Annotated in this window: 23 protein-coding genes; 14 read left to right on the plus strand and 9 right to left on the minus strand. The window is 69.0% G+C overall.

Features of this window, described 5'->3' with window-relative positions:
* Positions 1-89 precede the first annotated feature (89 nt).
* On the plus strand, positions 90-320 hold the full coding sequence (locus CES90_RS09035; protein ID WP_189781458.1) for a ribbon-helix-helix domain-containing protein: 231 nt from the start codon (positions 90-92) through the stop codon (positions 318-320).
* Entirely contained in the window at positions 307-654 is a 348-nt protein-coding gene (locus CES90_RS09040; RefSeq protein WP_189781457.1) for a type II toxin-antitoxin system PemK/MazF family toxin, read from the plus strand. The genes CES90_RS09035 and CES90_RS09040 overlap by 14 nt, the downstream gene beginning before the upstream one ends.
* Before the next feature lie 73 nt (positions 655-727).
* On the opposite strand, the gene CES90_RS09045 is transcribed toward CES90_RS09040, so the two are convergent.
* Positions 728-1,744 carry an aspartate-semialdehyde dehydrogenase gene (locus CES90_RS09045; protein WP_189781456.1) on the minus strand — a complete coding sequence of 339 codons (1,017 nt, stop codon included), beginning with the start codon at positions 1,742-1,744 and terminating at the stop codon, positions 728-730.
* Positions 1,745-2,090: 346 nt separating this feature from the next.
* On the opposite strand from CES90_RS09045, the gene CES90_RS09050 reads away from it, so the two are divergent.
* Positions 2,091-2,645 (plus strand): sigma-70 family RNA polymerase sigma factor, encoded by a 555-nt coding sequence (locus CES90_RS09050; RefSeq protein WP_189781455.1) that lies wholly within the window; start codon positions 2,091-2,093, stop codon positions 2,643-2,645.
* 1 nt (position 2,646) lies between these two features.
* On the plus strand, positions 2,647-3,591 hold the full coding sequence (locus CES90_RS09055; RefSeq protein WP_189781454.1) for a hypothetical protein: 945 nt from the start codon (positions 2,647-2,649) through the stop codon (positions 3,589-3,591).
* A gap of 78 nt (positions 3,592-3,669) precedes the next feature.
* Here CES90_RS09055 and CES90_RS09060 read toward each other — a convergent pair whose 3' ends face one another.
* A complete protein-coding gene (locus CES90_RS09060; RefSeq protein ID WP_189781453.1) occupies positions 3,670-3,864 on the minus strand; it encodes a hypothetical protein in 195 nt (64 codons plus the stop codon).
* Between the two features lie 188 nt (positions 3,865-4,052).
* Positions 4,053-5,033, minus strand: coding sequence for a LuxR C-terminal-related transcriptional regulator (locus CES90_RS09065; protein ID WP_189781452.1), 981 nt, complete (start codon positions 5,031-5,033; stop codon positions 4,053-4,055).
* Positions 5,034-5,326: 293 nt separating this feature from the next.
* Between CES90_RS09065 and CES90_RS09070 the strand changes: the two genes are divergently transcribed.
* The 3 genes from CES90_RS09070 to CES90_RS09080 all read left to right on the plus strand — a co-directional run bounded on the left by CES90_RS09070 (position 5,327) and on the right by CES90_RS09080 (position 9,193).
* The gene (locus CES90_RS09070; protein WP_189781451.1) at positions 5,327-5,803 is read left to right on the plus strand and encodes an NUDIX hydrolase; all 477 of its coding nucleotides are present in this window, start codon (positions 5,327-5,329) and stop codon (positions 5,801-5,803) included.
* A 340-nt stretch (positions 5,804-6,143) separates the two neighbouring features.
* Positions 6,144-7,913, plus strand: a complete 1,770-nt coding sequence (locus CES90_RS09075) for a TIGR03767 family metallophosphoesterase (RefSeq protein ID WP_189781450.1) — start codon at positions 6,144-6,146, stop codon at positions 7,911-7,913.
* A 113-nt stretch (positions 7,914-8,026) separates the two neighbouring features.
* Complete coding sequence (locus tag CES90_RS09080) at positions 8,027-9,193, plus strand: serine hydrolase domain-containing protein (protein WP_189781449.1); 1,167 nt, start codon at positions 8,027-8,029, stop codon at positions 9,191-9,193.
* Positions 9,194-9,312: 119 nt separating this feature from the next.
* On the opposite strand, the gene CES90_RS09085 is transcribed toward CES90_RS09080, so the two are convergent.
* Together CES90_RS09085 and pepN are read right to left on the minus strand one after the other, a co-directional pair.
* Positions 9,313-10,377, minus strand: coding sequence for a hypothetical protein (locus tag CES90_RS09085; protein WP_189781448.1), 1,065 nt, complete (start codon positions 10,375-10,377; stop codon positions 9,313-9,315).
* 300 nt (positions 10,378-10,677) lie between these two features.
* Positions 10,678-13,254 (minus strand): aminopeptidase N, encoded by a 2,577-nt coding sequence (gene pepN, locus CES90_RS09090; protein ID WP_189781447.1) that lies wholly within the window; start codon positions 13,252-13,254, stop codon positions 10,678-10,680.
* A 143-nt stretch (positions 13,255-13,397) separates the two neighbouring features.
* Here pepN and CES90_RS09095 point away from each other — a divergent pair, with 143 nt between their 5' ends.
* Entirely contained in the window at positions 13,398-14,060 is a 663-nt protein-coding gene (locus CES90_RS09095; RefSeq protein ID WP_189781446.1) for a mycothiol-dependent nitroreductase Rv2466c family protein, read from the plus strand.
* A 20-nt stretch (positions 14,061-14,080) separates the two neighbouring features.
* Here CES90_RS09095 and CES90_RS09100 read toward each other — a convergent pair whose 3' ends face one another.
* A complete protein-coding gene (locus CES90_RS09100; protein WP_189781445.1) occupies positions 14,081-14,314 on the minus strand; it encodes a hypothetical protein in 234 nt (77 codons plus the stop codon).
* A gap of 483 nt (positions 14,315-14,797) precedes the next feature.
* Here CES90_RS09100 and CES90_RS09105 point away from each other — a divergent pair, with 483 nt between their 5' ends.
* Positions 14,798-15,382, plus strand: a complete 585-nt coding sequence (locus CES90_RS09105) for a biotin transporter BioY (protein ID WP_189781444.1) — start codon at positions 14,798-14,800, stop codon at positions 15,380-15,382.
* Positions 15,383-15,631: 249 nt separating this feature from the next.
* Here the strand turns inward: CES90_RS09105 and CES90_RS09110 are convergent, their stop codons facing one another.
* Complete coding sequence (locus CES90_RS09110; RefSeq protein ID WP_189781443.1) at positions 15,632-17,107, minus strand: amino acid permease; 1,476 nt, start codon at positions 17,105-17,107, stop codon at positions 15,632-15,634.
* A 200-nt stretch (positions 17,108-17,307) separates the two neighbouring features.
* On the opposite strand from CES90_RS09110, the gene CES90_RS09115 reads away from it, so the two are divergent.
* Together CES90_RS09115 and CES90_RS09120 are read left to right on the plus strand one after the other, a co-directional pair.
* On the plus strand, positions 17,308-17,793 hold the full coding sequence (locus CES90_RS09115; RefSeq protein WP_189781442.1) for a ribose-5-phosphate isomerase: 486 nt from the start codon (positions 17,308-17,310) through the stop codon (positions 17,791-17,793).
* A gap of 223 nt (positions 17,794-18,016) precedes the next feature.
* On the plus strand, positions 18,017-18,835 hold the full coding sequence (locus CES90_RS09120) for an Fpg/Nei family DNA glycosylase (RefSeq protein WP_189781441.1): 819 nt from the start codon (positions 18,017-18,019) through the stop codon (positions 18,833-18,835).
* A 7-nt stretch (positions 18,836-18,842) separates the two neighbouring features.
* Here the strand turns inward: CES90_RS09120 and CES90_RS09125 are convergent, their stop codons facing one another.
* The gene (locus CES90_RS09125) at positions 18,843-20,096 is read right to left on the minus strand and encodes a GNAT family N-acetyltransferase (RefSeq protein WP_189781440.1); all 1,254 of its coding nucleotides are present in this window, start codon (positions 20,094-20,096) and stop codon (positions 18,843-18,845) included.
* A gap of 214 nt (positions 20,097-20,310) precedes the next feature.
* Between CES90_RS09125 and CES90_RS09130 the strand changes: the two genes are divergently transcribed.
* Both CES90_RS09130 and CES90_RS09135 read left to right on the plus strand, forming a co-directional pair.
* Positions 20,311-21,483, plus strand: coding sequence for a PP2C family protein-serine/threonine phosphatase (locus tag CES90_RS09130; RefSeq protein ID WP_189781439.1), 1,173 nt, complete (start codon positions 20,311-20,313; stop codon positions 21,481-21,483).
* Between the two features lie 214 nt (positions 21,484-21,697).
* On the plus strand, positions 21,698-22,189 hold the full coding sequence (locus CES90_RS09135) for an HD domain-containing protein (protein ID WP_189781438.1): 492 nt from the start codon (positions 21,698-21,700) through the stop codon (positions 22,187-22,189).
* 31 nt (positions 22,190-22,220) lie between these two features.
* Here the strand turns inward: CES90_RS09135 and CES90_RS09140 are convergent, their stop codons facing one another.
* On the minus strand, positions 22,221-23,387 hold the full coding sequence (locus tag CES90_RS09140) for an acyltransferase family protein (protein WP_189781437.1): 1,167 nt from the start codon (positions 23,385-23,387) through the stop codon (positions 22,221-22,223).
* Positions 23,388-23,987: 600 nt separating this feature from the next.
* Between CES90_RS09140 and CES90_RS09145 the strand changes: the two genes are divergently transcribed.
* The gene (locus CES90_RS09145) at positions 23,988-24,182 is read left to right on the plus strand and encodes a hypothetical protein (protein WP_189781436.1); all 195 of its coding nucleotides are present in this window, start codon (positions 23,988-23,990) and stop codon (positions 24,180-24,182) included.
* Positions 24,183-24,283 lie beyond the last annotated feature (101 nt).

The raw sequence follows: 24,283 nt of genomic DNA on the forward strand, positions 1-24,283 counted from the left end.
CCTCGGTATGTGTGGGTTCGGTCATCCTTCCACGAGCGGGACCCTGTTTGGAGTGGCTAACGGTTGCCTACCATGGGTAGCATCAGGGTATGAAGATTAGTGTGAGCCTGCCGCAGGAGGACGTTGCCTTCGTCGACGAGTACGCCGCGCGAACAGAGGCCGATTCCCGGTCAGCTGTGATACACGCCGCCATCGAACTGCTTCGTCAAGCGCAGCTGGAGCAGGAGTACACGGAGGCCTTCGCCGAGTGGGACGCGAGTGAGGACGCTGCCCTCTGGGACCGGACGAGTGGGGACGGGATCACCGATGAAACGCGGTGACATCTACATGGTCGACCTGGAACCGGCCCGGGGCAGCGAGGCCAGCAAGGTCAGGCCTGCGGTGATCGTGTCCAACAACGGTGCCAACGAGTCGGTCGAGCGGAACAACCGGGGTGTGGTCACTGTCGTGCCGCTGACTTCAAACACCTCTCGCGTCCTGACTTTCCAGGTTTTCCTGGGTGCGGACGAGAGTCGCCTTCCCAAGGACTCCAAGGTCCAGTGCGAGCAGGTCCGCGCCGTCGCTCCGCAGCGTGTGCTGCAACGGGTCGGGTCGGTCCCGCGCCAGCGCATGGCCGAGATCGACTCGGCACTACGGCGGCACCTGGCGCTCTGAACAGTAGTAGGGGGCGCCCACCGGTATCGGTGGGCGCCCCCTACTGCGTACGGCACTGCGTACGGCCCCGGTGTCAGCCCTTCAGCTCCGCCGCCACCAGCTCCGCGATCTGGACGGCGTTCAGCGCCGCGCCCTTGCGGAGGTTGTCGTTGGAGATGAACAGGGCCAGGCCGTTGTCCACCGTCTCGTCGGTGCGGATGCGGCCCACGTAGGAGGGGTCCTGGCCGGCGGCCTGGAGGGGGGTCGGGATGTCGGAGAGGGCGACGCCCGGTGCGCCGGAGAGGAGTTCCGTCGCGCGCTCCGGGGAGATCGGGCGGGCGAAGCGGGCGTTGACCTGGAGGGAGTGGCCGGAGAAGACCGGGACGCGGACGCAGGTGCCGGAGACCTTGAGGTCGGGGATCTCCAGGATCTTGCGGGACTCGTTGCGGAGCTTCTGCTCCTCGTCCGTCTCGTTCAGGCCGTCGTCGACGATGGAGCCGGCGAGGGGGATGACGTTGAAGGCGATGGGGCGCTTGTAGACGCCGGGCTCGGGGAAGTCGACCGCGCCGCCGTCGTGCGTGAGCTTGTCCGCGTCGGCCACGACCTTCTGGACCTGCCCGTGCAGCTCCGCGACGCCCGCGAGGCCGGAACCGGACACCGCCTGGTACGTGGCGACGACCAGCGCCTCCAGACCCGCCTCCGCGTGCAGCGGACGCAGGACCGGCATCGCGGCCATCGTCGTGCAGTTCGGGTTGGCGATGATGCCCTTGGGGCGGTCGGCGATCGCGTGCGGGTTCACCTCGGAGACGACCAGCGGCACCTCGGGGTCGCGGCGCCACGCGGAGGAGTTGTCGATCACGACCGCGCCCTGGGACGCCACCTTCTCGGCCAGCGCCTTGGAGGTCGCGCCGCCCGCGGAGAAGAGCACGATGTCGAGGCCGGAGTAGTCGGCCGTCGCCGCGTCCTCGACCGTCACCCCGTCGATGACCGACCCGGCCGAGCGGGCGGAGGCGAACAGGCGCAGCTCGGTCGTCGGAAAGTTCCGTTCCTTGAGGATGCTGCGCATGACCGTGCCGACCTGACCGGTGGCTCCGACGATTCCGACCCTCACGGCGACTCCTCTACGTGGCTTGTGTGTGTCTGCGGCATGGCCGAGGCGTTTCCATCATGCGGTCAGTCCCGGTCCGCCTGTCCAATCGTTTGACCGGGGTGCTCGAACCATGGGACGCGCCGGCCCCCGGCAACGGAGCCGGTTCTTTGGCCGCCACCCCGGCTGAGCTGGAGAAATTTGCCCCACGACGGCCCCGCACCGCAAGCTCGCCTGCCCCTGTGCCCCAGGGTCACACCCGGCTGTGACGTACGCCTCCACGAACATGTGCGAGAGAGTCATGCGTACGCGCCGAACGTTTCGGCCCGCATCCGCGTCGTAGAGGAAACGCGGGAGGGGAGGGGTGGCTGTGCTGCGCAGAAAGGCGCGCCGCGTCCAGGAGGTGGACGATCCTGCGGGCGGCTCGGGGGACACCGGCGCCGATCCGCTGGACGCGGCCCAGGAACGGCGGGTACGGGCGGTGCTCGCGCTCGGTGGTGTGCCGCAGGCGGACCTGCTGGACGGGGTGCAGCAGGTACGGCTGCGGCTGCTGGAGCGGGCCGCGAGCGGTCGTGAGGCCCCGCGGGACGTGTCCGCGTGGGCGGCGGTGGTCGCCTCCAACCTGGCGATGGACTGGCACCGGGCCAAGCGCCGCCAGGAGCGCCTCGGCGAGCGCCTCGCCTCGCTGCGCCAGCCGGAGCACTCCTCCGGCGAGGACTCCAGCGTGCTCTCGCTCGCCGTCGCCCGCGGCCTGGACGAGCTGCCCGACGCCCTGCGCCAGGTCCTCGTCCTGCGCTTCTACGCCGACCTGCCGGTACGCGGGATCGCCGAGGAACTCGGCATCCCCGAGGGCACGGTCAAGAGCAGGCTCCACTCGGCGGTCCGCGCCCTGCGCACCCGCCTGCACGAGGACGAGGTGGTGTGACGTGGCCGCCCGGGACGACAGCCGGCGCGATGCCGAGTACGACGGTGCCGAGTACAGCAGCGCCGAGCACGACGGCGGCGAACACGCCGGTGCCGAATACGACGGCATGGACGCCTTGATGGCCGTGCTGACGGACGAACCGCTGCCCGAAGAAGCCCTGGCCGACGCCGAGTTCATGGCCGCCCGGCAGTCGGCCGCCACCGACGTCGCCCTGCTGAGGGAGCAGCTGGGGCTGATCGCCGAGGCTGCCATCTCCGGGACGGGGGAGGAGTGGGCGGAGGCCGCGGATCCGCCGGGGCGACTCACGGCCGCGCGGCCGGGGGACGCGGCCGGCACCGAGACGGGCCCCGGTCGCGGGCCCGAGCCCGAGGCGGCCCCCGTCCCGCCGGTGAGGCCCCTGCCGACGCGGCCCGCCCGCCCCCGGCGCCATCGCCGCGCCCTCTCCCTGGCCTTCGGCACCCTCGCGGCCGCGGCCGCCGCCACCGTCGTCGTCGGCCTGGGCTGGGTCGTCGTGCAGTCGGCCGGCGGGGCGAACACGACGGCGTCGGACTCGGGCGTGGCCCAGAAGGACAGCGACCTCGGCACGGACAGCGGGGGGAACACCGACGAGAGCGGCAGCCTCAGGACCGAGGGGTACATCGCCTGCGCCCGCCTGATCGTCGAGGGCACCGTCGTCTCCCTGGAACCCGTCCCCGGCACCCAACAGGACCGGGTCACCCTCGACGTCGACCGCTACTACAAGCCGGACAGGGGCGCCGACGAGATCGTCTTCCCGATGGACGAGGACGTCGACCCTCGCCTGAAGGTGGGCGACCACGTCCTGATCGGCATCCCCCGCGACACCGCCGAGCCCGACATCTGGACGACGGATGAGGAGGACATCGCCCACGACCGGGCCTGGATCAAGGAGGCACTGGCCGACGCGGAGGGCCTGACATGTGAGTAAGCGGAGGGCCTGACATGTGAGTAGGGGAACGGCAAACGGCCCGCCGGAGAACCCGACGGGCCGTCGTGAACAGCTGGATCAGTCCTTCTCGTCCCACGTCCACGTCACCTTTTCACCGGGGACGACCACCCCGGTGAGGTCGTCGGCCCCGACGACCCTGAGGTCGGGGGCCGAGGAGCCGACGGCGTTACCGACGACGAGGACCGTCGCGGCGGAACCGAGAGCCAGCAGGGCGAGGACGCTCAGGCGCCGTGCCTTCGTCGAGGAATGCACAACCGTTCCTCTTTCGTGTGGGGGTACAAGGGAGGGCCCCAACGGGGCATGACCGAGCATGGTGGATCGAGGCGGGATTCGTGTGCGTCCGCGGTGGCCTCTTGCGGCCATGACCGGACAGTGCCACATGTCCCGCCCGATCGCGGGTAGTCCTCCCGCTGGGCTCCGCAGTCGGCCCCCAACACGCCCTAGAGCCAGCCCCGGCGTACGGCCTCGGCCCCCGCCTCGAAGCGGCTCTGTGCGTTCAGCCGCTTCATGAGGTCGGACATCAGCCGTCGGATCGTACGCACGGAGAGGCCCAGTTTGCGGGCGATCCCCTGATCCGTCATCCCGTCGGAGAGCAGTTTCAGCAGAACGCGGTCCCGTTCGCTCGCCTCGTTCTCCGTCGCCGGGCGGCTGCCCTCGCCCAGCGGCACGCCCTGCGCCCAGACCAGCTCGAAGAGCTCCGCGAGGGCCCGTACGACTCCGTGATAGCGGATGACGAGGGCGCCCTGGCGGCTGTCCTCGGAGTTCACGGGCACGACGGCGACCTCACGATCGCAGATGATCATCCGCATGGGGAGCGTGGGGACGGTGCGCACCTGACCGCCCATGGAGGTGAGCCAGGTGGCGTACTCGGAGGTGGCGTAGTCGTTGCGGACGCTGTCGAGGTACAGGGACCGCATCCGTACGCCCCGGCCGAAGGACTCCTCGTCCAGCGGGCGGGCCGACTCCAGACCGGCCGCGCTCACGGCGCCGCCCGGCGTGAAGGTGCAGACCTCGTGCACGGCGTCCCGCGACAACTGCTCCAGCCGGGTGCGGACGGCGTGCACGCCGACCAGATGCTCGGCGCCCCCGGTGTGACGCAGGCCCAGCGCGGCGTACTCGGCGGTGAGTTCGGCGACGGTGGCCTGCTGCCTCGTCAAGTGGGCGCGCTCGGTGTCCAGTTCGGCCTCGCGGCGGCGCAGCGCCGGCCTGAGGACGGTCTCCGGGTTCATCGGCAGGAACGTGGTGTCCGTGACCGGGCTGAGCAGGGACAGGTCCGCGAGCCGGCCCACGGCCGCCTTCACGTCCTGTTCGGGGAGGTCTGTGTACTGCTGGATCTCCTCAAGGGTCCGGGACGGGTTGGCGAGGAGACTCCGGTAGACACGGAGGGCCTGAAGGTCCGACTCCAAAAACTCGTCCAGCATGTCTGTCCCCTTACCTCCCTTTTCGCGGAAGCGAATTCCAGTTCGATCAGTGCGGGTTTGGCAGAGTATCCGAGATCTTGGCAGCACAGTGCCATGGCTGAATGCGGCCAGTCGTCAACTCTGGCGTACGGGAAGTTCCCAAGCCGAAGATCGTGGCGCGGCGAACCGGAGGGGGCGGATGTCACGGGGGTGCACCCGCCCTCTCCGCGGAGAGTCCCGTCAAGCCCTGCCTCCGTCCTCGCTTCCGGCGAAACCCATGGGTCCGCCAAGCGTCCGTTGAGTAACGTCTGTGCATGCGCGAGGAGTTGCGGGTGGCGGCCTACGCCGTATGCGTACGCGACGGGCAGCTGCTGCTGGCCCGCTGGGTGTCCAGAGAGGGCTTCAAACGCTGGACCCTGCCCGGCGGCGGCATGGACCACGGCGAGGACCCCTACGACACGGTCGTCCGCGAGGTCGAGGAGGAGACCGGCTACGAGGTGGAGCCGACCACCCTCCTCGGCATCGACTCCATCAAACGCGACTACCCCCGCCGCCTCGGCGCCCGAGCCGACTTCCACGGCCTGCGCATCCTCTACGAGGCCCACATCACCGCAGGCACCCTCCGCCACGAAACGAACGGCTCCACGGACATGGCCGCCTGGCACCCCTTGGAGGAGGTCCCGAACCTGGACCGCGTGGGCTTGGTGGACGCAGGCCTGACCCTGTGGCGAGAACGACCGCAGAACGGCCACCTGACACTTCCGGTGGACACGGAAGGGGCGCGGGGCTGAGTCGATTTGCGGCTCCGCCGCGTGGGCGAGACAAGCCACAACGAACCCGCAGCCATCACACTCCCCAAGCCCCTACGGCGAACAGGTCTGTTACCCCGCCACATGAACGGTGATTGACTACTTCCCCTCGGTTCTCATTACGTCCGGCAATCCCCAGCGGAAGGGCCCCGTACGCAAAGATCCACGTACGGTGATCGGCGCCCTCCGTTGCCGCCTCGTTAACGTCCAGGCCACCCCGACTGCCAAGCATCCAGTACGAGCGGGAAACCCTCCACGGCCAACCACCGCGGAGCGGGCCCGTGACCACTGCCGAAGCGTTCGCACTCGGGGAGACCGCGCCATGTCGCGCATACGCTCAGTCGCTGCCGCCGCCACCAACCCGGACCGCCGGGCCCTCCTCGCCGCCACCGGCGCGGTGGGCCTCTCGGCGGGCATCGGATTCGCCCTGCGGCCGGAGACCGACGCCCCGGCCGCCACCACCACCGCCGCCGACCGGGCGGCCACCGTGTCGCTGTCGAACCGCGAGGCCCCGGCCGCCCCGCTCACGCCGTACACACGAGGCACGACCCTCACCTCGGTCGCCGCCCCCCGCAACTCCTCCGGCTACCGCCGCCTCGGCGACGGCCCGGCCTGGAACCGGGTCGTACGCGGCGATCTCGCGACACCCAAGTCGGGCCGCGAGACACGCCGTACGACGCTCGCGTCCTTCGTGCAGTTCACCGACCTGCACGTCGTCGACGTCCAGCACCCGCTGCGCTACGAGTATCTGCGTGCCCAGACCGCCAGCGCCTGGCGCCCGCAGGAGGCACTGTCCGTGGCCGGCGCGGTCTCGCTCGTCGAGCGGGTCAACGCGCTGCGCGGAGCGCCCGTCACCGGTTCGCCGCTGCACTTCGTGATGACGACCGGCGACAACACCGACAACAACTCCAAGACGGAACTGGACTGGTTCCTGAAGGTGATGAGCGGTGGCCGCATCACCCCCAACTCCGGTGACCCGCGCCGCTACGAGGGCGTCCAGAACAGCGGCCTCAAGCTCTACTGGCAGCCCGACGCGGCCCTGCGCGACGCCGACAAGCAGCTCGGCTTCCCGCACCTCGAGGGCTTCCTGGACGCCGCGATCCGCGAGGTCAACAGCCCCGGCCTGAACGTGCCCTGGTACTCCACGGTCGGCAACCACGACTCCCTCCCCGGCGGCTGCTACGCCCCCGGCGACTCCTTCTTCGCCGACTTCGCGGTCGGCGGCAAGAAGCTGATGACCCTGGACGAGCAGGTCGGAAAGGCGATCTGGGACAACGTCAAGAGCGGCGGCGACCCCCGGGGCACCGAGTGGAAGGAGCTCGTCAAGTCCCAGGCGAGGAAGATGCGTTCGGTCACCCCGGACGAGAACCGCGCTCCCTTCACGCCCATGGAGTACCTGAAGGCCCACCTGGACCCGGCCCACCGCGGCTACGGCCCCGTCGGCCACGGCTACTCCCAGGCCAACCTCGATGCCGGCACCCAGTACTACGCCTTCCGTATCGCCGACGACGTCATCGGCATCAGCCTCGACTCCACCGACCCCGGCGGCCACTACGAGGGCTCGCTGGGCACGGCCCAGCTCTCCTGGCTGGACCGTACGCTGAAGGAGGCGGCCAAGGACGGTTCGTACGCGGTCCTCTTCAGCCACCACACCAGCAAGTCGATGCGCAACCTGAACAAGGACCCGGCGCGTCCGAAGGAGGCCCGGCACGGCGGCGACGAGGTCCTGGCCCTGCTCGGCCGCCACCGCAACGTGCTGGCCTGGGTCAACGGCCACAGCCACCGCAACCGCATCACCCCGCACTCGTCCGCGAACGGCGGCTCGTTCTGGGAGATCTCCACGGCCTCCCACATCGACTTCCCGCAGTTGGCCCGGGTGATCGAGCTGGTGGACAACAAGGACGGCACGATCTCCCTGTTCACCACCCTGATCGAGTCGGCGGCCCCGCACGCCACGGACTTCTCGGACCTCTCGCAGACCGGCCTCGCGGCCCTCTACCGGGAGCTCTCCTTCAACGCCCCCGGCCGCCGCGACACCCTCACCGGCACCCCCGGCGACCGCAACACGGAACTGGTGCTCCGAAAGGGCTGAAAACGGATCAACTGCCCTGCATCCGCTCAACCTCGGCGCAGACCGACGTGTCCCCCTTCGCGACCGAACGTTCTCGGATTCACCGAGAGGACTCGAAGCGAAGGGGGAACACCATGCAGGTGTCCGCACGCAAGGGGCGCGCGGGGCGCACGGGACTGGTGGCGGCCACGGCGGTGGTCGCGGCGGTGGCGCTGGCCGCCCCGGCGGCCGCGGCCGCACCCGCCCCGTCCAGAGGCGACCACAGCGCGACCCGCGAGGCCATGGACGCCAATGTGAAGGACGGCGTCGTGGGCATCGCCCTCCAGGCGAAGGACGGCAGCGGCGTCTGGAAGGCCACCTCGGGCGTCGGCGACCTCAGGTCCGGCGCACCCCGCAACGCCCACGACCGCTTCCGCGCGGGCAGTATCACCAAGACCTTCGTGGCGACCGTCCTGCTGCAACTGGAGGCGGAGGGCCGGCTGTCCCTGGACGACAAGGTGGAGAAGTGGCTGCCGGGCGTGGTGCGCGGCAACGGCAATGACGGCCGAAAGATCACACTCCGTCAACTCCTGAACCACACCAGCGGCATCCACAACTACACGAGCGACAAGAATTTCCAGGAGGCGGTCTTCCTCCCGGAGGGCTTCTACAAGAACCGCTACCGCACCTGGACCCAGGAGGAGTTGGTAGCCATCGCGATGAAGCACCAGCCGGACTTCGCCTCCGGCAGCTCATGGAACTACTCCAACACGAACTACATCCTGGCCGGCATGGTGATCGAGCAGGCCACCGGCAACCGTTACGGCGACGAGATCCGCCACCGCATCATCGAACCGCTGGCCCTGCGCGGTACGAAGATCCCCGGCACGGACCCGAAGGTGCCGTCACCGCACAGCCGCGCGTACTCGAAACTGGCCGAGACGACGACCGGCAAGACATACGACGTCACGGAATACAACCCCTCGGCGGCCAACTCGGCGGGCGAACTGGTCTCCAGTCCTGGCGACCTGAACCGCTTCTACTCGGCACTGCTGCGCGGCAGGCTCCTGCCGCCGAAGCAACTGGCCGAGATGAAGACCACGATCAAGGTCGACGGCAAGCGCACCGGCTACGGCCTCGGGCTCGTCGAAACGCCGCTTTCCTGCGGCATCACCGTCTGGGGCCACAGCGGCGGCATCCACGGCTCCCTCTCCGAATCCGTCACCACCACCGACGGCAGCCACTCCCTCTCCTTCAACTTCAACAGCGACTGGGCGGGCGACAGCGACGCGATCGTGGAAGCGGAGTTCTGCGGCAAGTAGGCGAGGACCGGAGGCCTTCTCGTGTGTGTGAGGCCTTCTCGTATGTATGGGGAAGGGCCGCCGAACGGTGGCGGCCCTTCCCCTCCCCTCCTGCTGCCCCGGGTGACCGGGTTACCGATTCACCGGGGAAGTACCACGACATATGCCGCCGGATCGCGGTCGCACGACGCCATCAACGCCGTACGGACGACGGTCGCCTGCTGCTCCAGTGAGGCGCGGAGCTTTTTCGGGGTGATGTGGACGACGGTGATGCCGAGCCGCTCCAGAGTCTCGCGCTTGCGGGCGTACTCGGACCAGAGGGCGTCGTCGTCCTCCTGGCGCGGGGCGCGGGGGAGTTCCACGGCGACGGCGTGCTCGGGCCAGTAGGCGTCGAGGCCGCCGAGGTGAGGGCCACCGGGGAGACGGAGGTCCACGTTCCACACCGGATCGGGCAGGCCGTATTCGCGGACCATACGGTACAGATGGTCCTCCGCGATCGCCCGCCCCTCGGCGAGCAACGAGTCCACCGCGTCGACGACATGCGGACGGCTCAGCAGCCGCGCCCGCGTCAACTCCGCTACGACCGCGGTCGGTTCGGTGTGGCCACCGCGTACCGCCTCCGCCAGCAGCCGGCGTACGGCACCGGTGTCGGAGAGTTCCGCGACCGCGTCGGCCAGGGCGCGCGGCACGGGGGCGACGGGCACGCCCGTCACGTACGACGGGGTCGGCATGGACGGCGTACGGACGATCCGGACGCAGCCGACGGTCCGCAGCCGGCGCATGCGCGGGACCAGGACGTCGATGGCGTCCAGGGAGAGCAGTGGGGGAGCGGACGAGAACCCGTGCAGTGTCAGGGCCGCCAGGCCCGTGATCACCGCGTCCGTGTAGCGGGGCATCGCGCGGGGCTCGTCGGCGTTCGGCTGTGCCGGGACGCCGGCGGCCCTGCCGGAGGCCGTCTCGCGGAACGGGGAGCGGGCCGCGTAGGACAGCACCGCGTGCAGCCGCTCCTCGGAGGTGGCCGGGCCCGGGTGGAGCAGGTACACACCCGGGAGGATCTGCTGCCAGGGACCGCCCGGCCGGCACTGCTCGTTCATCTCGGCGGGGGTGACACCCTGCGCACGCAGCTGCGTGGCGGTCAGCACCCGGCGGTGGACGTCCGCCAGCCGGCGGAGGGGGCGGGGGGAGAGCGGGGTGTTGTGGTTCATGACCGGCAGATTCCCGCGCTTCGACCGCCAGATGGCCGCTGTTACAACCCCGTCGACAAATCCGGACAAGCCCACACTAAAGTACATGCGTTCGACTGCCGATACCCGCTGGTCCGCCCACGGATCAGAAAAGGTTACGGCCCCGAATGCCCGAACTTCGTAACCTGCCCTCGCTGTGGGCAGTCGTGCCGCTGGGGCGGCACTGGTGGGCGCAGCGGCACCTCGTAGCGCCGAGTTGCGCACCCGACCCCCGCCCAGCGGCAGCAGCCGGGTACCCAACGAAACGAGGCTCAGCGGCACTTACCGCGCGGCGGCAACGTCACACGCCTGCCCCCGCAACCCCCGAGCCAGATCGTCCCGAGCCTCCAGCACCAGCCTCCGCAAGGCCGGCGCCGCCCCCTCGTGCGAGGCCAGCCACGCATCCGTCGTGTCCAACGTCGCCTGGGAATCCTGCAGCGAAGGGAACAACCCCCGCACCACATCCATCCCGATCTGGATCGACCGCTCGGCCCACACCCGCTCGATCACCTCGAAGTACTTCGCGGCATACGGCGCCACCAACCCCCGCTGCGACGGCCGCGAGAACCCCGCGATCGTCGCCTCGACGAGCGCGTTGGACAGGGCATCCGACTCCACCACCGACACCCACGCCTGCGCCTTCACCGCCTCCGACGGCCGCGCCGCCAGGCACCGCACCTGATGCCGCTTCCCGGAAGCCGTGTCGTCACGCGCCAGCTCCGCCGCCAACACCCCCTCGTCGGCGACCCCGTACGTGGCCAGCGGCTCCAGGAACGCCCACCGCAGCTCCTGATCCACCTCCAGCCCGTCGATCGTCTCGGTCCCGGCCAACAGCCCCTGCAGGACCCCCAGATCGGCCTCACTCGAAGCCACCGACGCGAAGAACCGGGCCCATGTCAGCTGATGCTGACTCCCCGCCTCCGCCGCCCGCAGCTCCCGCAGCGCCCCCTCCGCCAACAGCCGCCCACCGGTCTCCCGCCAGGCAGGCGCCGCGTAGTACGTGAGCGCCGAGTTCGCCCACGCGTGCAGCATCTGCAGCACCCCGATGTCGGACTCCCGCCCCGCGAACCGCAGCACCAGATCGACGAAGTCCCGCGCCGGCAGCAGCGCGTCCCGGGTCATGTTCCACAGCGCCGACCAGCACAGCGCCCGCGCCAGCGGATCGGAGACCTCCCCGAGCCCGGCCCGCAACGTGTCCAACGACCCCGCGTCGAACCGGATCTTGCAGTACGTCAGGTCGTCGTCGTTGACCAGCACCAGCTCGGGCGCCTCGGCCCCGACCAGCTCACCGACGACCGTACGCGCCCCGTCGACATCCACCTCGGCCCGCGCGTACCGCTCCAACGCGCCCCCGTCCGTACGCCGGTAGAGCCCGATCGCCACCCGATGCGGCCGCAGCTCCGGATGCGACTCGGCGGCCTCCTGCACCACCGCCAGCTCGTCGATCCGCCCCTCGGTATCGAGAAGCACCTGCGGCGTAAGGGAGTTCACGCCCGCCGTCTGCAGCCACGCCCGCGACCAAGCCGCCATGTCCCGCCCGCTGGTCTCCTCCAGGACCGACAGCAGATCGCCGAGCCGCGTGTTGCCGTACGCGTTCCGCTTGAAGTAGCGCCGCGCGCCCTCCAGGAAGGCATCGCGCCCCACGTACGCCACCAGCTGCTTCAGCACGGAAGCACCCTTGGCGTACGTGATCCCGTCGAAGTTGAGCTTGGCGTCCTCCAGGTCACGGATGTCGGCCGTGATGGGGTGGGTGGAGGGCAGCTGGTCGGCCCGGTACGCCCAGGACTTGCGGTTGTTGGCGAAGGTGATCCACCCGTCGGTGAAGCGGGTCGCCTCGACCATCGAGAAGGAGCCCATGAAGTCCGCGAAGGACTCCTTCAGCCACAGGTCGTCCCACCACACCATGGTCACGAGGTCGCCGAACCACATGTGCGCCATCTCGTGCAGGATGACGTTGGCCCGCCGCTCGTACGACGCCCGCGTGACCTTGCCCCGGAAGATGAACTCCTCGCGGAACGTGACCAGCCCGGGGTTCTCCATCGCGCCGAGGTTGTACTCGGGCACGAACGCCTGGTCGTACTTCCCGAACGGGTACGGGTAGTCGAAGTGGTCGTGGAAGAAGTCCAGGCCCTGCTTGGTGATCTCGAAGACGTCGTCGGAGTCGAAGTAGGGCGCGAGGCCCTTGCGGCACATCGCGCCGAGCGGGATCTCCAGCCGCGCACCGTCCTCGAAGACCCGCTCGTAGGAGTCCGTGACGTAGTGGTACGGGCCCGCGACGACGGCCGTGATGTACGTCGAGATCGGCTTGGTCTCCGCGAACCGCCACACCCCGTCGGTCTGCTCACCGACGCCGTTGCTCCACACGACCCAGCCCTCGGGTGCCCGCACCTCGAAGCGGAACGGTGCCTTGAGGTCCGGCTGCTCGAAGTTCGCGAAGACGCGGCGGCAGTCGGCCGGCTCGTACTGGGTGTACAGGTACACCTCGCCGTCCTCGGGGTCGACGAAGCGGTGCATGCCCTCGCCGGTGCGGGAGTAGGCGCACTGGGCGTCGACCACGAGCTCGTTGTCGGCGGCCAGGTCGTCGAGGACGATCCGGGAACCGTCGAAGACCTCGCTCGGGTCCAGGTCCTTGCCGTTGAGGGAGACCGACGTCACACTCGGCGCGATCAGGTCGGCGAAGCTCGTGGCGCCGGGGTCGGCGCAGCGGAAGCGGATGGTCGTCACCGACCGGAAGGTGCGCGGTTCGTCACCGAAGTCGCCGACCGCGGAGCGCAGATCGAGAGACACCTCGTACCCGTCGACGGACAGCAGCGCGGCCCGCTCCTGGGCCTCGTCGCGGGACAGATTCTCACCGGGCACGGGCGGCACTCCTCGGGGCGGTGTTCAGTATGCGGACAGGCCCGATCCTGCCATGCGCCACGGGAATGACCGGGGCGCTCCCCGGTGTTGCCGGGTTGTTGACTGGTAATCCGACCCTCTGTCACCCCTTTCCGAGGAGAACCATGTCCGAGCAGTCCTCGCAGACCTCCGGCAAGACCCCCGTCGACTTCTGGTTCGACCCCCTGTGCCCTTGGGCCTGGATGACCTCGCGGTGGGTCCTGGAGGTGGAGAAGGTCCGGGACATCGAGGTCCGCTGGCACCTGATGAGCCTGGCGGTGCTCAACGAGCCGAAGATCGACGAACTGCCCGAGGAATACCGCGAACTGCTGGAGAAGAAGGCGTGGGGCCCGGTCCGCGTCGTCATCGCCGCCCAGGAGGAGCACGGCGCCGAGGTGCTCGGCGATCTCTACACCGCGCTCGGCACCCGCATCCACAACCGGGGCGAGGACCCCGAGAAGGAGACGGTCGCCGCTGCCCTGAACGACGTCGGTCTGCCCGAGTCCCTCATGGACCACTGGGACGCCACCCCGTACGAGCCCCAGCTGCGCGCCTCCCACAAGGAGGGCATCGACAAGGTCGGCCAGGACGTCGGCACCCCCGTCATAGCCGTGCTCGGCTCCGACGGTGAGCAGATAGCCTTCTTCGGCCCGGTCGTCACCCCCACCCCCCAGGGTGAGGAGGCCGCCAAGCTCTGGGACGGCACGCTCCTCGTCGCCTCGGTCCCCGGCTTCTACGAGATCAAGCGCTCCCGCACCAAGGGCCCCGACTTCAGCAACCTGCTCTGACCCCGCGCCCCGTTTCGGCGTCATTCCATCTTGTCCGGCAGCCGCTTGGTGAGCCTGAAGTGCCGCTCGACCGACTCCCTGCGCAGGTTGCGGCAGACCTTGCCGCCGGGGAGGTCGTTGACGCACTTGTAGAAGTCGTCCCCGACCCGGTTGCCGAGCTGCCCCTCCAACCACTTCTTCTCGTCGGCGGTCAGGGGCTCGTGCGGTTCCCTGGAACGGCACGTCTGGCACGTCAGGGTCTTCGGCTTCGGCATTTCCCAACGATCCCCCGAAACCCGTCCATACCGGAAGACCGGAAGCCCCCGCGAGTCACGTCCTCGCGGGGGCTTCCCTTCATCCGCCTGCCCAGGTGAACGGGTGAGAAGACGATCACGGGCAGGGTCGGTGTCGGTGTCGCACTCTGATGAGGTTCCCCCCGGAGCCCTTATTGCAAACAACTTGCAAGTGCATGGTATTGGCAAGGATCTGTGGGGGCGTCGACGTATGGGCCGCACCCCGATTGGTGAAACCCTACAGATCCCACCAACCACCTCCGAGCGCCCCCGAGTGGCGAAGGCCACGTCACCTCAGTGACCAGCATCACGCCGTACCCGGTGTAGGTCACATCCTTTGTCCGGAGTTCACCAAGCCGTCGTCGCGCCCTTTGTGGAGCGCTGACGGTGTTCGGTTACAGCGAGCCGGGATAGCGTCACCGTGTCCCTCGCTGCTCACCCCTCATACATCCTCGCGGAGTCCCCATGAGTACGGCCGTCGCCCCCGCCCGGACCGGTCAGGTCCTCGCCGACCTGATCCCCGCCTCCCGTGTACGGGACATCGCGCTGGTGGTCGGTGGCGCCGCGCTCACCGGGCTCGCCGCCCAGATCGCCGTGCCCGTGCCGGGCTCCCCGGTGCCGGTGACCGGTCAGACCTTCGCGGCGCTGCTCGTCGGCACCGCCCTCGGCGCCGGCCGCGGTGTCGCGGCGCTCACCCTGTACGCGCTGGCCGGTCTCCTCGGCGTGCCGTGGTTCGCCGGCGCCACCTCCGGCATCGGGGTCTCCTTCGGCTACATCCTCGGCATGATCCTCGCCTCCGCCGCCGTGGGCGCCCTGGCCCGCCGCGGCGCCGACCGCTCGATGCCCCGCATGGCGGGCACGATGCTGGTCGGCGAGTCGATCATCTACGCCGTCGGCGTCCCGTACCTCGCCGCCACCGCTGACATCTCCCTGTCCGCCGCCGTCGCGGCCGGCCTCACCCCCTTCCTGATCGGCGACGCGGTGAAGGCCGCGCTGGCGATGGGCGTCCTGCCGACGGTGTGGAAGTCGCTCAAGACGCTCAAGAAGTGACGCCGTAGCCACTCGATGGCTGCTCAGTCCCTCCGGACCCTCCGGAAGAGGTTCGCCGGGTCGCACTCCGACCTCACCGCGGCGAGCCTCTTCCGCGTCTCGGCGTCGTGCGGCCCGTCCCTCTCAGAACCGTGCGTGCGGGCGTTCCGCGCCCGGCACAGAGCAGATGCGGCGACGCTCCGCGTCGCCGCATCTGGAGGCGATTCCTCCCCGGCGTGAACGCCGGGGCATCCTCGCCGGAAGCCGATCTCAGTGAACCTTGTCGGCCACCGAGTCCGTCACCTCGGCGGTGGTCTTCCGCCTGGTCAGGTGCTCCTTGGCGAAGGCGATGCTGACGACGATCGCCGCGACCAGCAACGACAGGAGCAGGATTTCGCGGTTGCCGTGTTCGGTGTCGGTGAGCATGTAGGTCAGGACGAAGAGGATCAGGCCGATAGTGGCCCAGGTCAGGTACGGGTACAGCCACATCCGCACGACCAGTTTCTCCGGGCTCTCCCGTTCGATGATGCGGCGCATGCGCAGCTGGGAGAAACAGATCACCAGCCAGACGAACAGGGCGACGGCGCCGGAGGAGTTGACCAGGAAGAGGAAGACGTCCTTGGGGAAGAAGTAGTTGAGGATGACGGCGAGGAAGCCGAAGACGACCGAGGCCAGGATCGCCGTCATCGGCACCCCACGGGCATTGGTGCGCCCGAACGCCTTGGGGGCGTCGCCGCGCTCGCCGAGGGAGAAGGCCATGCGGGAGGCGGTGTACAGGCCCGAGTTCAGGCACGACAGCACCGAGGTCAGCACGATGAAGTTCATGATCTGCCCGGCGTGCGCGATCCCGAGGGAGTCCAGAGCCGCGACGTAGGAGCCCTTCTCCTTGATCGTGGGGTCGTTCCAGGGGAGCAGGGCGACGACGACGAAGATCGAGCCGAGGTAGAAGACACCGATGCGCCAGATGATGCTGTTGGTGGACTTCGTCACCGCCCTCTGCGGGTCCTCCGTCTCGCCCGCCGCCAGGGTGGCGATCTCCGAGCCCATGAAGGAGAAGACGACCAGCAGTACGCCGATCAGGATCGCGCCGGGCCCGTTGGGCAGGAACCCGCCGTGTGCGGTCAGGTTGTCCAGGCCCGCCTTGGGCGCCTCCACGCCGGGCAGGATGCCGAAGACGGCCAGGCCGCCGATGATGATGAACGCGGTGATCGCGACGACCTTGATCCCGGCGAACCAGAACTCGAACTCACCGTAGGAGCCCACCGAGACCAGGTTCGTCGCGGTCAGTACCACCATCACGATCAGGGCCCAGCCCCACTGCGGGACGGCTGGTATCCAGCCCTCCAGGATCACCGCACCCGCGGTCGCCTCCACCGCGAGCACCACCCCCCAGAAGAACCAGTACAGCCAGCCGATCGAGAACCCCGCCCAGCGGCCCAGCGCGCGGTCGGCGTGGGCGGAGAAGGAACCGGAGGTGGGGTTCGCCGCCGACATCTCGCCCAGCATCCGCATCACCAGCACCACCATCGTGCCGACCAGGGCATACGACAGCAGGATGCCGGGCCCGGCGGTCGCGATACCCGAGGACGACCCGACGAACAGCCCGGCCCCGATCACACCACCGATCGCGATCATCGACAGATGCCGGTTCTTCAGACCCGCCTGCAGGCCGGAGGAGGCGGAGGTGGCGGGGGAGGAGGGATCCGGGGCGCCGGCCTGGGGCGGCAGAGTCGGCTGCGAAGTCATGGGGGAGGTTTCCTTTGCGCCGTTGTGGGGGTTTCTGCTTTTGTAAAGATCAGTCCAGTGAATCCGAGGTAAAGGCATTCCTGAACCTTTGAATCCAGATCGTTACTTGAGGTTTACTTGAGGTTCTGTGGTGTGACCCACGATTTTCGACCCCGGCCCCCCGCCGCGCCCCGCCGAAACAGGCGTGTCACACTCGGACCATGCGCGTCTACCTCGGCTCGGATCACGCCGGTTACGAACTCAAGAACCACCTCGTCGAGTGGCTGAAGGCCGCCGGGCACGAGCCCGTCGACTGCGGTCCCCACATCTACGACGCCCAGGACGACTACCCGCCGTTCTGTCTCCGCGCCGCCGAGCGCACGGCCGCGGACGCCGACTCCCTCGGCATCGTCATCGGCGGCTCCGGCAACGGCGAGCAGATCGCCGCGAACAAGGTGGCCGGCGTCCGCGCCGCCCTCGCCTGGAGTGTCGAGACCGCCGCGCTGGGCCGCGAGCACAACAACGCGAACGTCGTCGCCGTCGGCGCCCGCATGCACTCCCAGGAAGACGCGACCAAGTTCGTCGAGACCTTCCTCAACACCCCGTTCTCCGGCGACGCCCGCCACATCCGCCGCATCGACATGCTGGCGTCCTACGAGACCACCGGCGAGCTGCCGCCGATTCCGGCCCACCACCCTCAGGCGTAGAGGTTTCGCCCGAGAGCTCGGCTGCCTGGGCTTTGCAGGGCGGGTGCGGGTGCGGGTGATTGGTGGCTTCGTCGCGCAGTTCCCCGCGCCCCCTCAAAAGCCAGGGGGCGCCCCCAGTTCTTTCAGGGGCGCGGGGAACTACGCGAGCAACCCCCACTCACCAGCACCCGAAGAAGCACCGCCAACCACCCCCCACCCCCCTGCCGAACCCCCGGAGGGACACGTGCCGGAAGGGCACACCATCCATCGCCTGGCCCAGGACTACCTCGCCCACTTCGGCGGCCGGAAGGCCCACGTCACCAGCCCCCAGGGCAAGTTCACGGACGCGGCGGCCCTCCTCGACGGCACCCCCCTCACCACCGCCGAGGCGCACGGCAAGCACCTCTTCCTGCACTTCGGTGACGCGGACGCCGAGGACTGGGTCCACATCCACCTCGGCCTCTTCGGCAAGGTCGGCTTCGGCGACGCCCCCGCGCCCCCGCCCACCGACACGGTCCGCCTCCGCCTGCGCAACGACACGTCGTACGTCGACCTCCGCGGCCCCACGACCTGCGCCCTGATAACGGACGGCGAGAAGCAGGCCATCCACGCCCGCCTCGGCCCGGACCCCCTCCGTCCGGACGCGGACCCGGCAGTCGCGTACAGACGGATCTCCCGCAGCCGTACGACGATCGCCGCGCTCCTCATGGACCAGAAGGTCATCGCGGGCGTCGGCAACGTCTACCGCGCGGAGGTCCTCTTCCGGCACCGCATCGACCCGTACCGCGCGGGCAAGGACATCACCGCCACCCAGTGGGAAGCGATGTGGGCCGACCTCGTCGACCTCATGCACGATGGCGTACGCAACAACCGCATCGACACCGTTCGCCCGGAACACACCCCGGAGGCCATGGGCCGCCCGCCCCGCGTCGACGACCACGGCGGCGAGGTCTACGTGTACCGCAGGGCCAACCTCCCCTGCCACATCTGTGGCGGCGAGATCCGCACCGCCGACCTCGCCGCCCGCAACCTCTTCTGGTGCCCCACCTGCCAAGAAACGTGACCCGGCGTCAGAACCCGTGCGGCAGCCAGGGCGCGACGGTGGCCGAGAAGAAGCCCACGGACGCCTCCGCCAGCGCGCCCTGCCTGAGCTCGCGCACCCGCCCGGCCGCCCCCAACGACGCGAGGCTCACCCCACCCAGATAGGCCGCCCCCAACTCCCGTATCGAGAGGGCGAGATCGGCGGTGTCACCGGTCCGCTCGCAGTCGGCCCCCTTCGCGTCACCGGTGAGCCGCCAACGCCCCGAGTTCCAGGGGCAGAAGGTGTCCTCGACCTCCAACACCACATCCACCGGCGCCTGATACGTCCGCGCCCGCAGCGCCGCGCCCACGTCCACCAGCCGTACGTACATGTCGTCCTTCACCTGCAGCCCGCACCGCCGCACATCCGACACCATGTGCAACCACGGCTCGTCCACGGGCCGTCGGCTCGACACGATCGACCCGGTCAGATCGAGGTCGAAGAGGAACCGCCACAACGCGGCGTGCGCGGCGGCGTCCAGCGCCTCCAGGGACTCCAGTACGACAACTCCCCCGGCCCCACTGGGCGTCCAGTCGGGCTTGACCCGGAACCGGGCGTACCCGACCACATCCGAGCCGCCACCCCCATCCCCGTCCGCCCGCTCGGCCACCACGCACTGCAACGGCGAAGCGCCATCCCGATGCCGCTCCGTGTCGAGCAGCTCCGCCCGCTCCCAGCCGGGCCGCCGCACCAGCATCCCCGGCCGCTCCGGCACCTGCCGCGCGTACACCGCCTCGCACACGTCGAGGACCTCGGCGGGCGCCGCGTACCGCAGCCGTACGTCATCGGTGCCGGGCGGCACGGACAGCCGTACGCGCGTGGTGTCGATCTCGATGCCGAGCCGGTGCGTGGCGAGGCCGTACCCGAACCGTCCGTAGATGTCCGGTTCGGACGCGGTCAGCGCGGCCAGCGGCTGGCCCCAGGAGCGGATGTCGTCCAACTGCCGCCGCATCATGGACGTCAGTACGCCGCGCCGCCGGTGCGTGGCCGCGACGCTCACCATCGTGACGCCCGCCGTCGGAACGGACGCGCCACCGGGCACGGTGAGCCGGAAGTCGAACGCCCCCGCCGTACCTACGCATTGGGCGCCGTCCCACGCGCCGATGCTCCGGTCGTACTCCGTGACCGCCTGTGACACCTCGCGTTCCTCGGCGGGTTCGGGGACTCCGCCGAAGGCGCGGAGGAGGTTGTCGTACCAGACGTTCCAGTCTTCCTCGCGCAGCACCCGCAGCTCAGTCGTCATATGCCATGCCTAGCAGTGCGATCCGGGACGAGCGAGCGAATTTCACCCGTGGGCCGTGGGGCGGTGTGGGATCCTTCACAGGTGCCGCGGGTGGGCCGCAAGACCCCGTCCCGTGTGAGATCTGTGTGAGATTCGTCGTGAACCGGCCCTCGGAAGGGGGACAAGTAGGACCTCCTGTGCACAGGAGCTGGTCCGATGGATAAGGTCCCGAACAATGGCAGCAGGACGAGAGCGGCGCGCGGCGGCCGATACGTTCACGGCCCGGATGAAGAAGCTGGTTCACCGGGCCCGCACCGGCGTGCGCAAATCTGCCGTCGACTACTTCCGCGGCGACGGCTCCGACTGGATCGCGCTGGCCGGTCTGATGCTGCTGATCCCGGTGATCACCGGCCTCACGATGTTCGACGAGGTGTGGTTCTCGCCCGCGGTGCTGGTCCTCCCCATCGTCGCCGGTGGCCTCCTGCTCCGCCCCGCCAGCCTGCTCGGCCTGTACGCGGTCGCCGCGACCGCGTTGATCATCGAGTCCGTGAAGCTCGGCCCCTACACCGAGGGCCCGGCCAGAGTGACCCCCGGCATAGTGCTCGTGGTCGCCGCCTGCGGCTTCTTCGGCCTCCTCATCGCCCAGTTCCGCAGCCGCGTCGGCGTTCCCTGGCGCCGCGGCGGCACCATGCTCTTCGACCTGCGCGAACGCATCCGAGTCCAGAGCAAGTTGCCACAACTGCCCGCAGGTTGGCATCGCGAGATGGCCCTACGCCCCGCAGGCGGCCAATCGTTCTCGGGCGACTTCGTCGTGGCCGCCCGCACGAACGGCGGCCGAACCCTCGAAGTCGTCCTGACGGACGTCTCCGGCAAGGGCATGGACGCGGGCTCCCGCGCCCTTCTCCTCTCCGGCGCTTTCGGCGGTCTGTTGGGATCGCTCCCACCGCACGCGTTCCTCCCGGCGGCCAACGGCTACCTCCTCCGCCAGGACTGGGACGAGGGCTTCGCGACCTCCATCCATCTCGTTCTCGACCTCGACTCCGGCGACTACGAACTCTTCTCCGCCGGTCACCCCCCGGGCCTTCAGCTCAGCGCCGGCACCGGCCGCTGGGAGGAGAAGGCCGCCGAGGGCCCCCTCCTCGGCGTCTACGACGGCGCCCAGTTCGATCCGGTCAAGGGCTCCCTCCGCCCCGGCGACGTCCTCATGCTCTTCACCGACGGCCTCGTGGAAACCTCCGACCGAGACATCGTCGAAGGCATCGACCGCCTCACCGGCGAAGCCGACCGCTACGTGGCCGGCGGCTTCCACGGCGCCGCCTGGCACCTGATCGAGGCGGTGGCCAAGGACGTCAACGACGACCGAGCCCTACTCCTGATCAGCAGAGAGGGTCCCACCAGGGCCCCGTAAGGGGCGCGGGGAACTGCGCGATCAACCCAAGACAACGGTCACAGACAAACGCACCGAGGTCACCCCCTCATCCTCAGCGGGGGTCTGGGGGCGGCAGCCCCCAGAAGCAGGACCGGGGTCGAAGGGGCAGCGCCCCTGGGGACGGGACGGGACGGGTAGGGGCGGCGGGGGCGACAATCTGGCCGTGAGCCAACCCACCACAGGAGCCACCCACATGCCCCAAACCCCCCTCACCCTCCCCGAGGTCGAAACCCTCGCCCGCACCGCCCACGCCACCCAGACCGACAAAGCCGGCCGCCCCTACACCGAACACCTCCAGGCGGTGGCCCACGGCGTAGCCACCCGCGGCGGCGACCACGACCAGGTCGCCGCGGCCTGGCTCCACGACGCCATCGAGGACAACGCCCTCACCGAGGACTGGCTCGCGGCGGCCCCCCTCACCCCCCGTACGAAGAACATCGTGCTGGCCCTCACCAAACACCCCTCCGAACCCCCGGAGGAGTACGCCGCCCGCATCCTCGCCACCCCGGGCGCCCTCCTCGTCAAAGAGTCCGACCTCGCCCACAACGCGAACCCGACCCGCCTGGCCGCCCTGGACGAACCCACCCGCACCCGTCTCACCCACAAGTACGCCCACATGCGAAACCTCCTCGGCCTGCCGGAAGAACCGACGACCGAGGAGGCCACGAACAACCACAACGCCTGAAACGCCTGATGTGCCTGAAACGGCTGAAGGCCTACGCCTTCGCCCCGACCTTCCCACGCTCCCGAGCCAACTCGGTGGCATCCCGCTTGAAGGCCCACTCCATCTTCGGCTCCATCGCGAACCGGAACATCCGCTGCACCGGCGGCGTACACAGCAGCGTGATGACCGCCGCCGCCACGAACGTGACGAAGAGTTCGCCGAGCGGCTGGTAGACCCAGGCGTACGCGTCGTACCACTCCCAGAAACGCGAGCCCTTCGCGAGGAACCCGTGCAGCAGATAGCCGTACAGCGTGCCCGCGCCGAGCACGGTGAACCACATCTTCCGCCGCGGCACCCACGAGAAGAAGCAGGCGGTGAGCAGCATGGAGCAGCCGAAGAGAGCGAAGGTCATCACGACGCCCGCCCACCACGGCGCACCCAGCTCCTGCGCGCTGTCCCGGTGGTAGAACCAGGCGGAGTTCATATGGGGCCCCACCCAGTACGCCAGCCCCAGCGCGCACGCCACGACCGGCACCGACAGCACGCGCACCTCGCGCCGGCGCATGAACTGGAAGTGCGCCGGCTTCATGAACAGCCCCACCACGAAGAACGGCAGGAACTGCAGGACGCGTTGCAGGTCCAGATCGTCACCGATGTCGGGCGAGACGGAGGCGAGCGCCGCGATGCCGAGCGCGAGCGGAATCGGCCAACGCACCACCTTCCACAACGGCGTCGTCAGCCGCCACACGAACAGCGCGATCAGGAACCAGGTGAGGTACCACGGGTCGAGGAGACTGATCGGATGCGACGGATCATCGTCGGCGTACCGCTTGAAGAGGGAGTACGCGACCTCGAAGAGCACATACGGTACGGCGATCCCCGTGATCAGCCGCTGGAGCCGGTCGGCGCGCATGTCGAAACTGCGCGAGAAATAGCCGGAGATGATGATGAACGCCGGCATGTGGAAGGTGTACACGACCATGTACAGCGCCTCGGCGGCGCGACTGCGGTCGGTCAGCGGCTGCCATGCGTGACCCATCGCGACGAGCACGATGGCCAGGTACTTGGCGTTGTCGAAGAACGCGTCGCGCTGCTTGGCCGGTGCGGCGTCCGAGGCCGTCGCGGAATGTGGACTCGGCACTTCGTCCGCGGGGGACTGCGGCGACTGTGGGGGAAGTGGTGCCCTTCGGTGATGGTGTGATCGCAGCGAGTTCGTCACAAACCCTCCCGCCGAAAACCTCGCGGGGCGGTCCGAGCACTCGCTGCGCAGGCGGGGGACGAGGCAGCGGTGAACATCTGAGGCACCCTAGCGTTGTCTGTGCGATTCCGTAAAACCATCGACGTGATTCCTGTATTGCCGATCGTGAATTACCGGTGAGTACCCCGGATTTGGTGAAGCGGGTATCGGCCGGGTGATCACGATCCGTACACCGAGGTCCTGACGGATTGGGGCCGTCTGTCCGCATTCATGCCGACTAAATGGTGCATAACATGCGCAGGCGACTCTGGTGAAATGTCCGATTCGTGAGGCGAGTTCAGGACTTCTGGCGTGCCTTGATGTGTCTGTGGCAACAATTCGAATTACCTGCGAACGCGATGTGCGCACAGATGCGTGTGTGCGGAAACGATCATTCGGAAATCCACTCCCAACACCCTCTGCCCGTAGGCGGATCCGCGTACGATGCCGCGTGACTGTGGCCGACGTTGTCTCACGCGCCGCATACCAGGGCATGGATGGTGGCACGATGGTTCTGGCGGGGTGCGCGCGGGATTGGCGCCCCGGGCCGGGGAAGCGGACCGACCGAGGGTGTGATCTGTTGTGGCCATTTCGCTGTCAGTGGTGCTGTTGTTGGGGATCGTCCTCGTAGTCCTGATGAGAGGGGGGACGATCAAGGCCGGCCCGGCCGTCGTCGCCATCCTCTTCGGGTTCTTCCTCGCCTCGACCGGCATGGCCGACGACATCAATCGCTTCCTCAACTCGATAGCCGAGACGCTCAACTCGATCCAGTTCTGACGGTCGACTCGAGCCGGTTGCATGCATGCGCATCCACGTGCATCCGGTTGCGTCCACGTGCAAAGACCTCCGGCCCGACGCCGAGAAATATCTCGAAGCCG

The organism is Streptomyces capitiformicae (assembly GCF_002214185.1).
GTDB lineage: Bacteria > Actinomycetota > Actinomycetes > Streptomycetales > Streptomycetaceae > Streptomyces > Streptomyces capitiformicae.

Excerpts from the sequence above, each read along its gene's own strand:
- CES90_RS09065 (WP_189781452.1), bottom strand. The coding sequence starts at position 5,033 with ATGCTGGACGAGTTTTTGGAGTCGGACCTTCAGGCCCTCCGTGTCTAC.
- CES90_RS09115 (WP_189781442.1), top strand. The coding sequence starts at position 17,308 with ATGCGCGTCTACCTCGGCTCGGATCACGCCGGTTACGAACTCAAGAAC.
- CES90_RS09110 (WP_189781443.1), bottom strand. The coding sequence starts at position 17,107 with ATGACTTCGCAGCCGACTCTGCCGCCCCAGGCCGGCGCCCCGGATCCC.
- CES90_RS09100 (WP_189781445.1), bottom strand. The coding sequence starts at position 14,314 with ATGCCGAAGCCGAAGACCCTGACGTGCCAGACGTGCCGTTCCAGGGAA.
- CES90_RS09075 (WP_189781450.1), top strand. The coding sequence starts at position 6,144 with ATGTCGCGCATACGCTCAGTCGCTGCCGCCGCCACCAACCCGGACCGC.
- CES90_RS09070 (WP_189781451.1), top strand. The coding sequence starts at position 5,327 with ATGCGCGAGGAGTTGCGGGTGGCGGCCTACGCCGTATGCGTACGCGAC.
- CES90_RS09125 (WP_189781440.1), bottom strand. The coding sequence starts at position 20,096 with ATGACGACTGAGCTGCGGGTGCTGCGCGAGGAAGACTGGAACGTCTGG.
- CES90_RS09095 (WP_189781446.1), top strand. The coding sequence starts at position 13,398 with ATGTCCGAGCAGTCCTCGCAGACCTCCGGCAAGACCCCCGTCGACTTC.
- CES90_RS09035 (WP_189781458.1), top strand. The coding sequence starts at position 90 with ATGAAGATTAGTGTGAGCCTGCCGCAGGAGGACGTTGCCTTCGTCGAC.
- CES90_RS09040 (WP_189781457.1), top strand. The coding sequence starts at position 307 with ATGAAACGCGGTGACATCTACATGGTCGACCTGGAACCGGCCCGGGGC.
- CES90_RS09135 (WP_189781438.1), top strand. The coding sequence starts at position 21,698 with ATGCCCCAAACCCCCCTCACCCTCCCCGAGGTCGAAACCCTCGCCCGC.
- CES90_RS09080 (WP_189781449.1), top strand. The coding sequence starts at position 8,027 with ATGCAGGTGTCCGCACGCAAGGGGCGCGCGGGGCGCACGGGACTGGTG.
- CES90_RS09105 (WP_189781444.1), top strand. The coding sequence starts at position 14,798 with ATGAGTACGGCCGTCGCCCCCGCCCGGACCGGTCAGGTCCTCGCCGAC.
- CES90_RS09130 (WP_189781439.1), top strand. The coding sequence starts at position 20,311 with ATGGCAGCAGGACGAGAGCGGCGCGCGGCGGCCGATACGTTCACGGCC.
- CES90_RS09085 (WP_189781448.1), bottom strand. The coding sequence starts at position 10,377 with ATGAACCACAACACCCCGCTCTCCCCCCGCCCCCTCCGCCGGCTGGCG.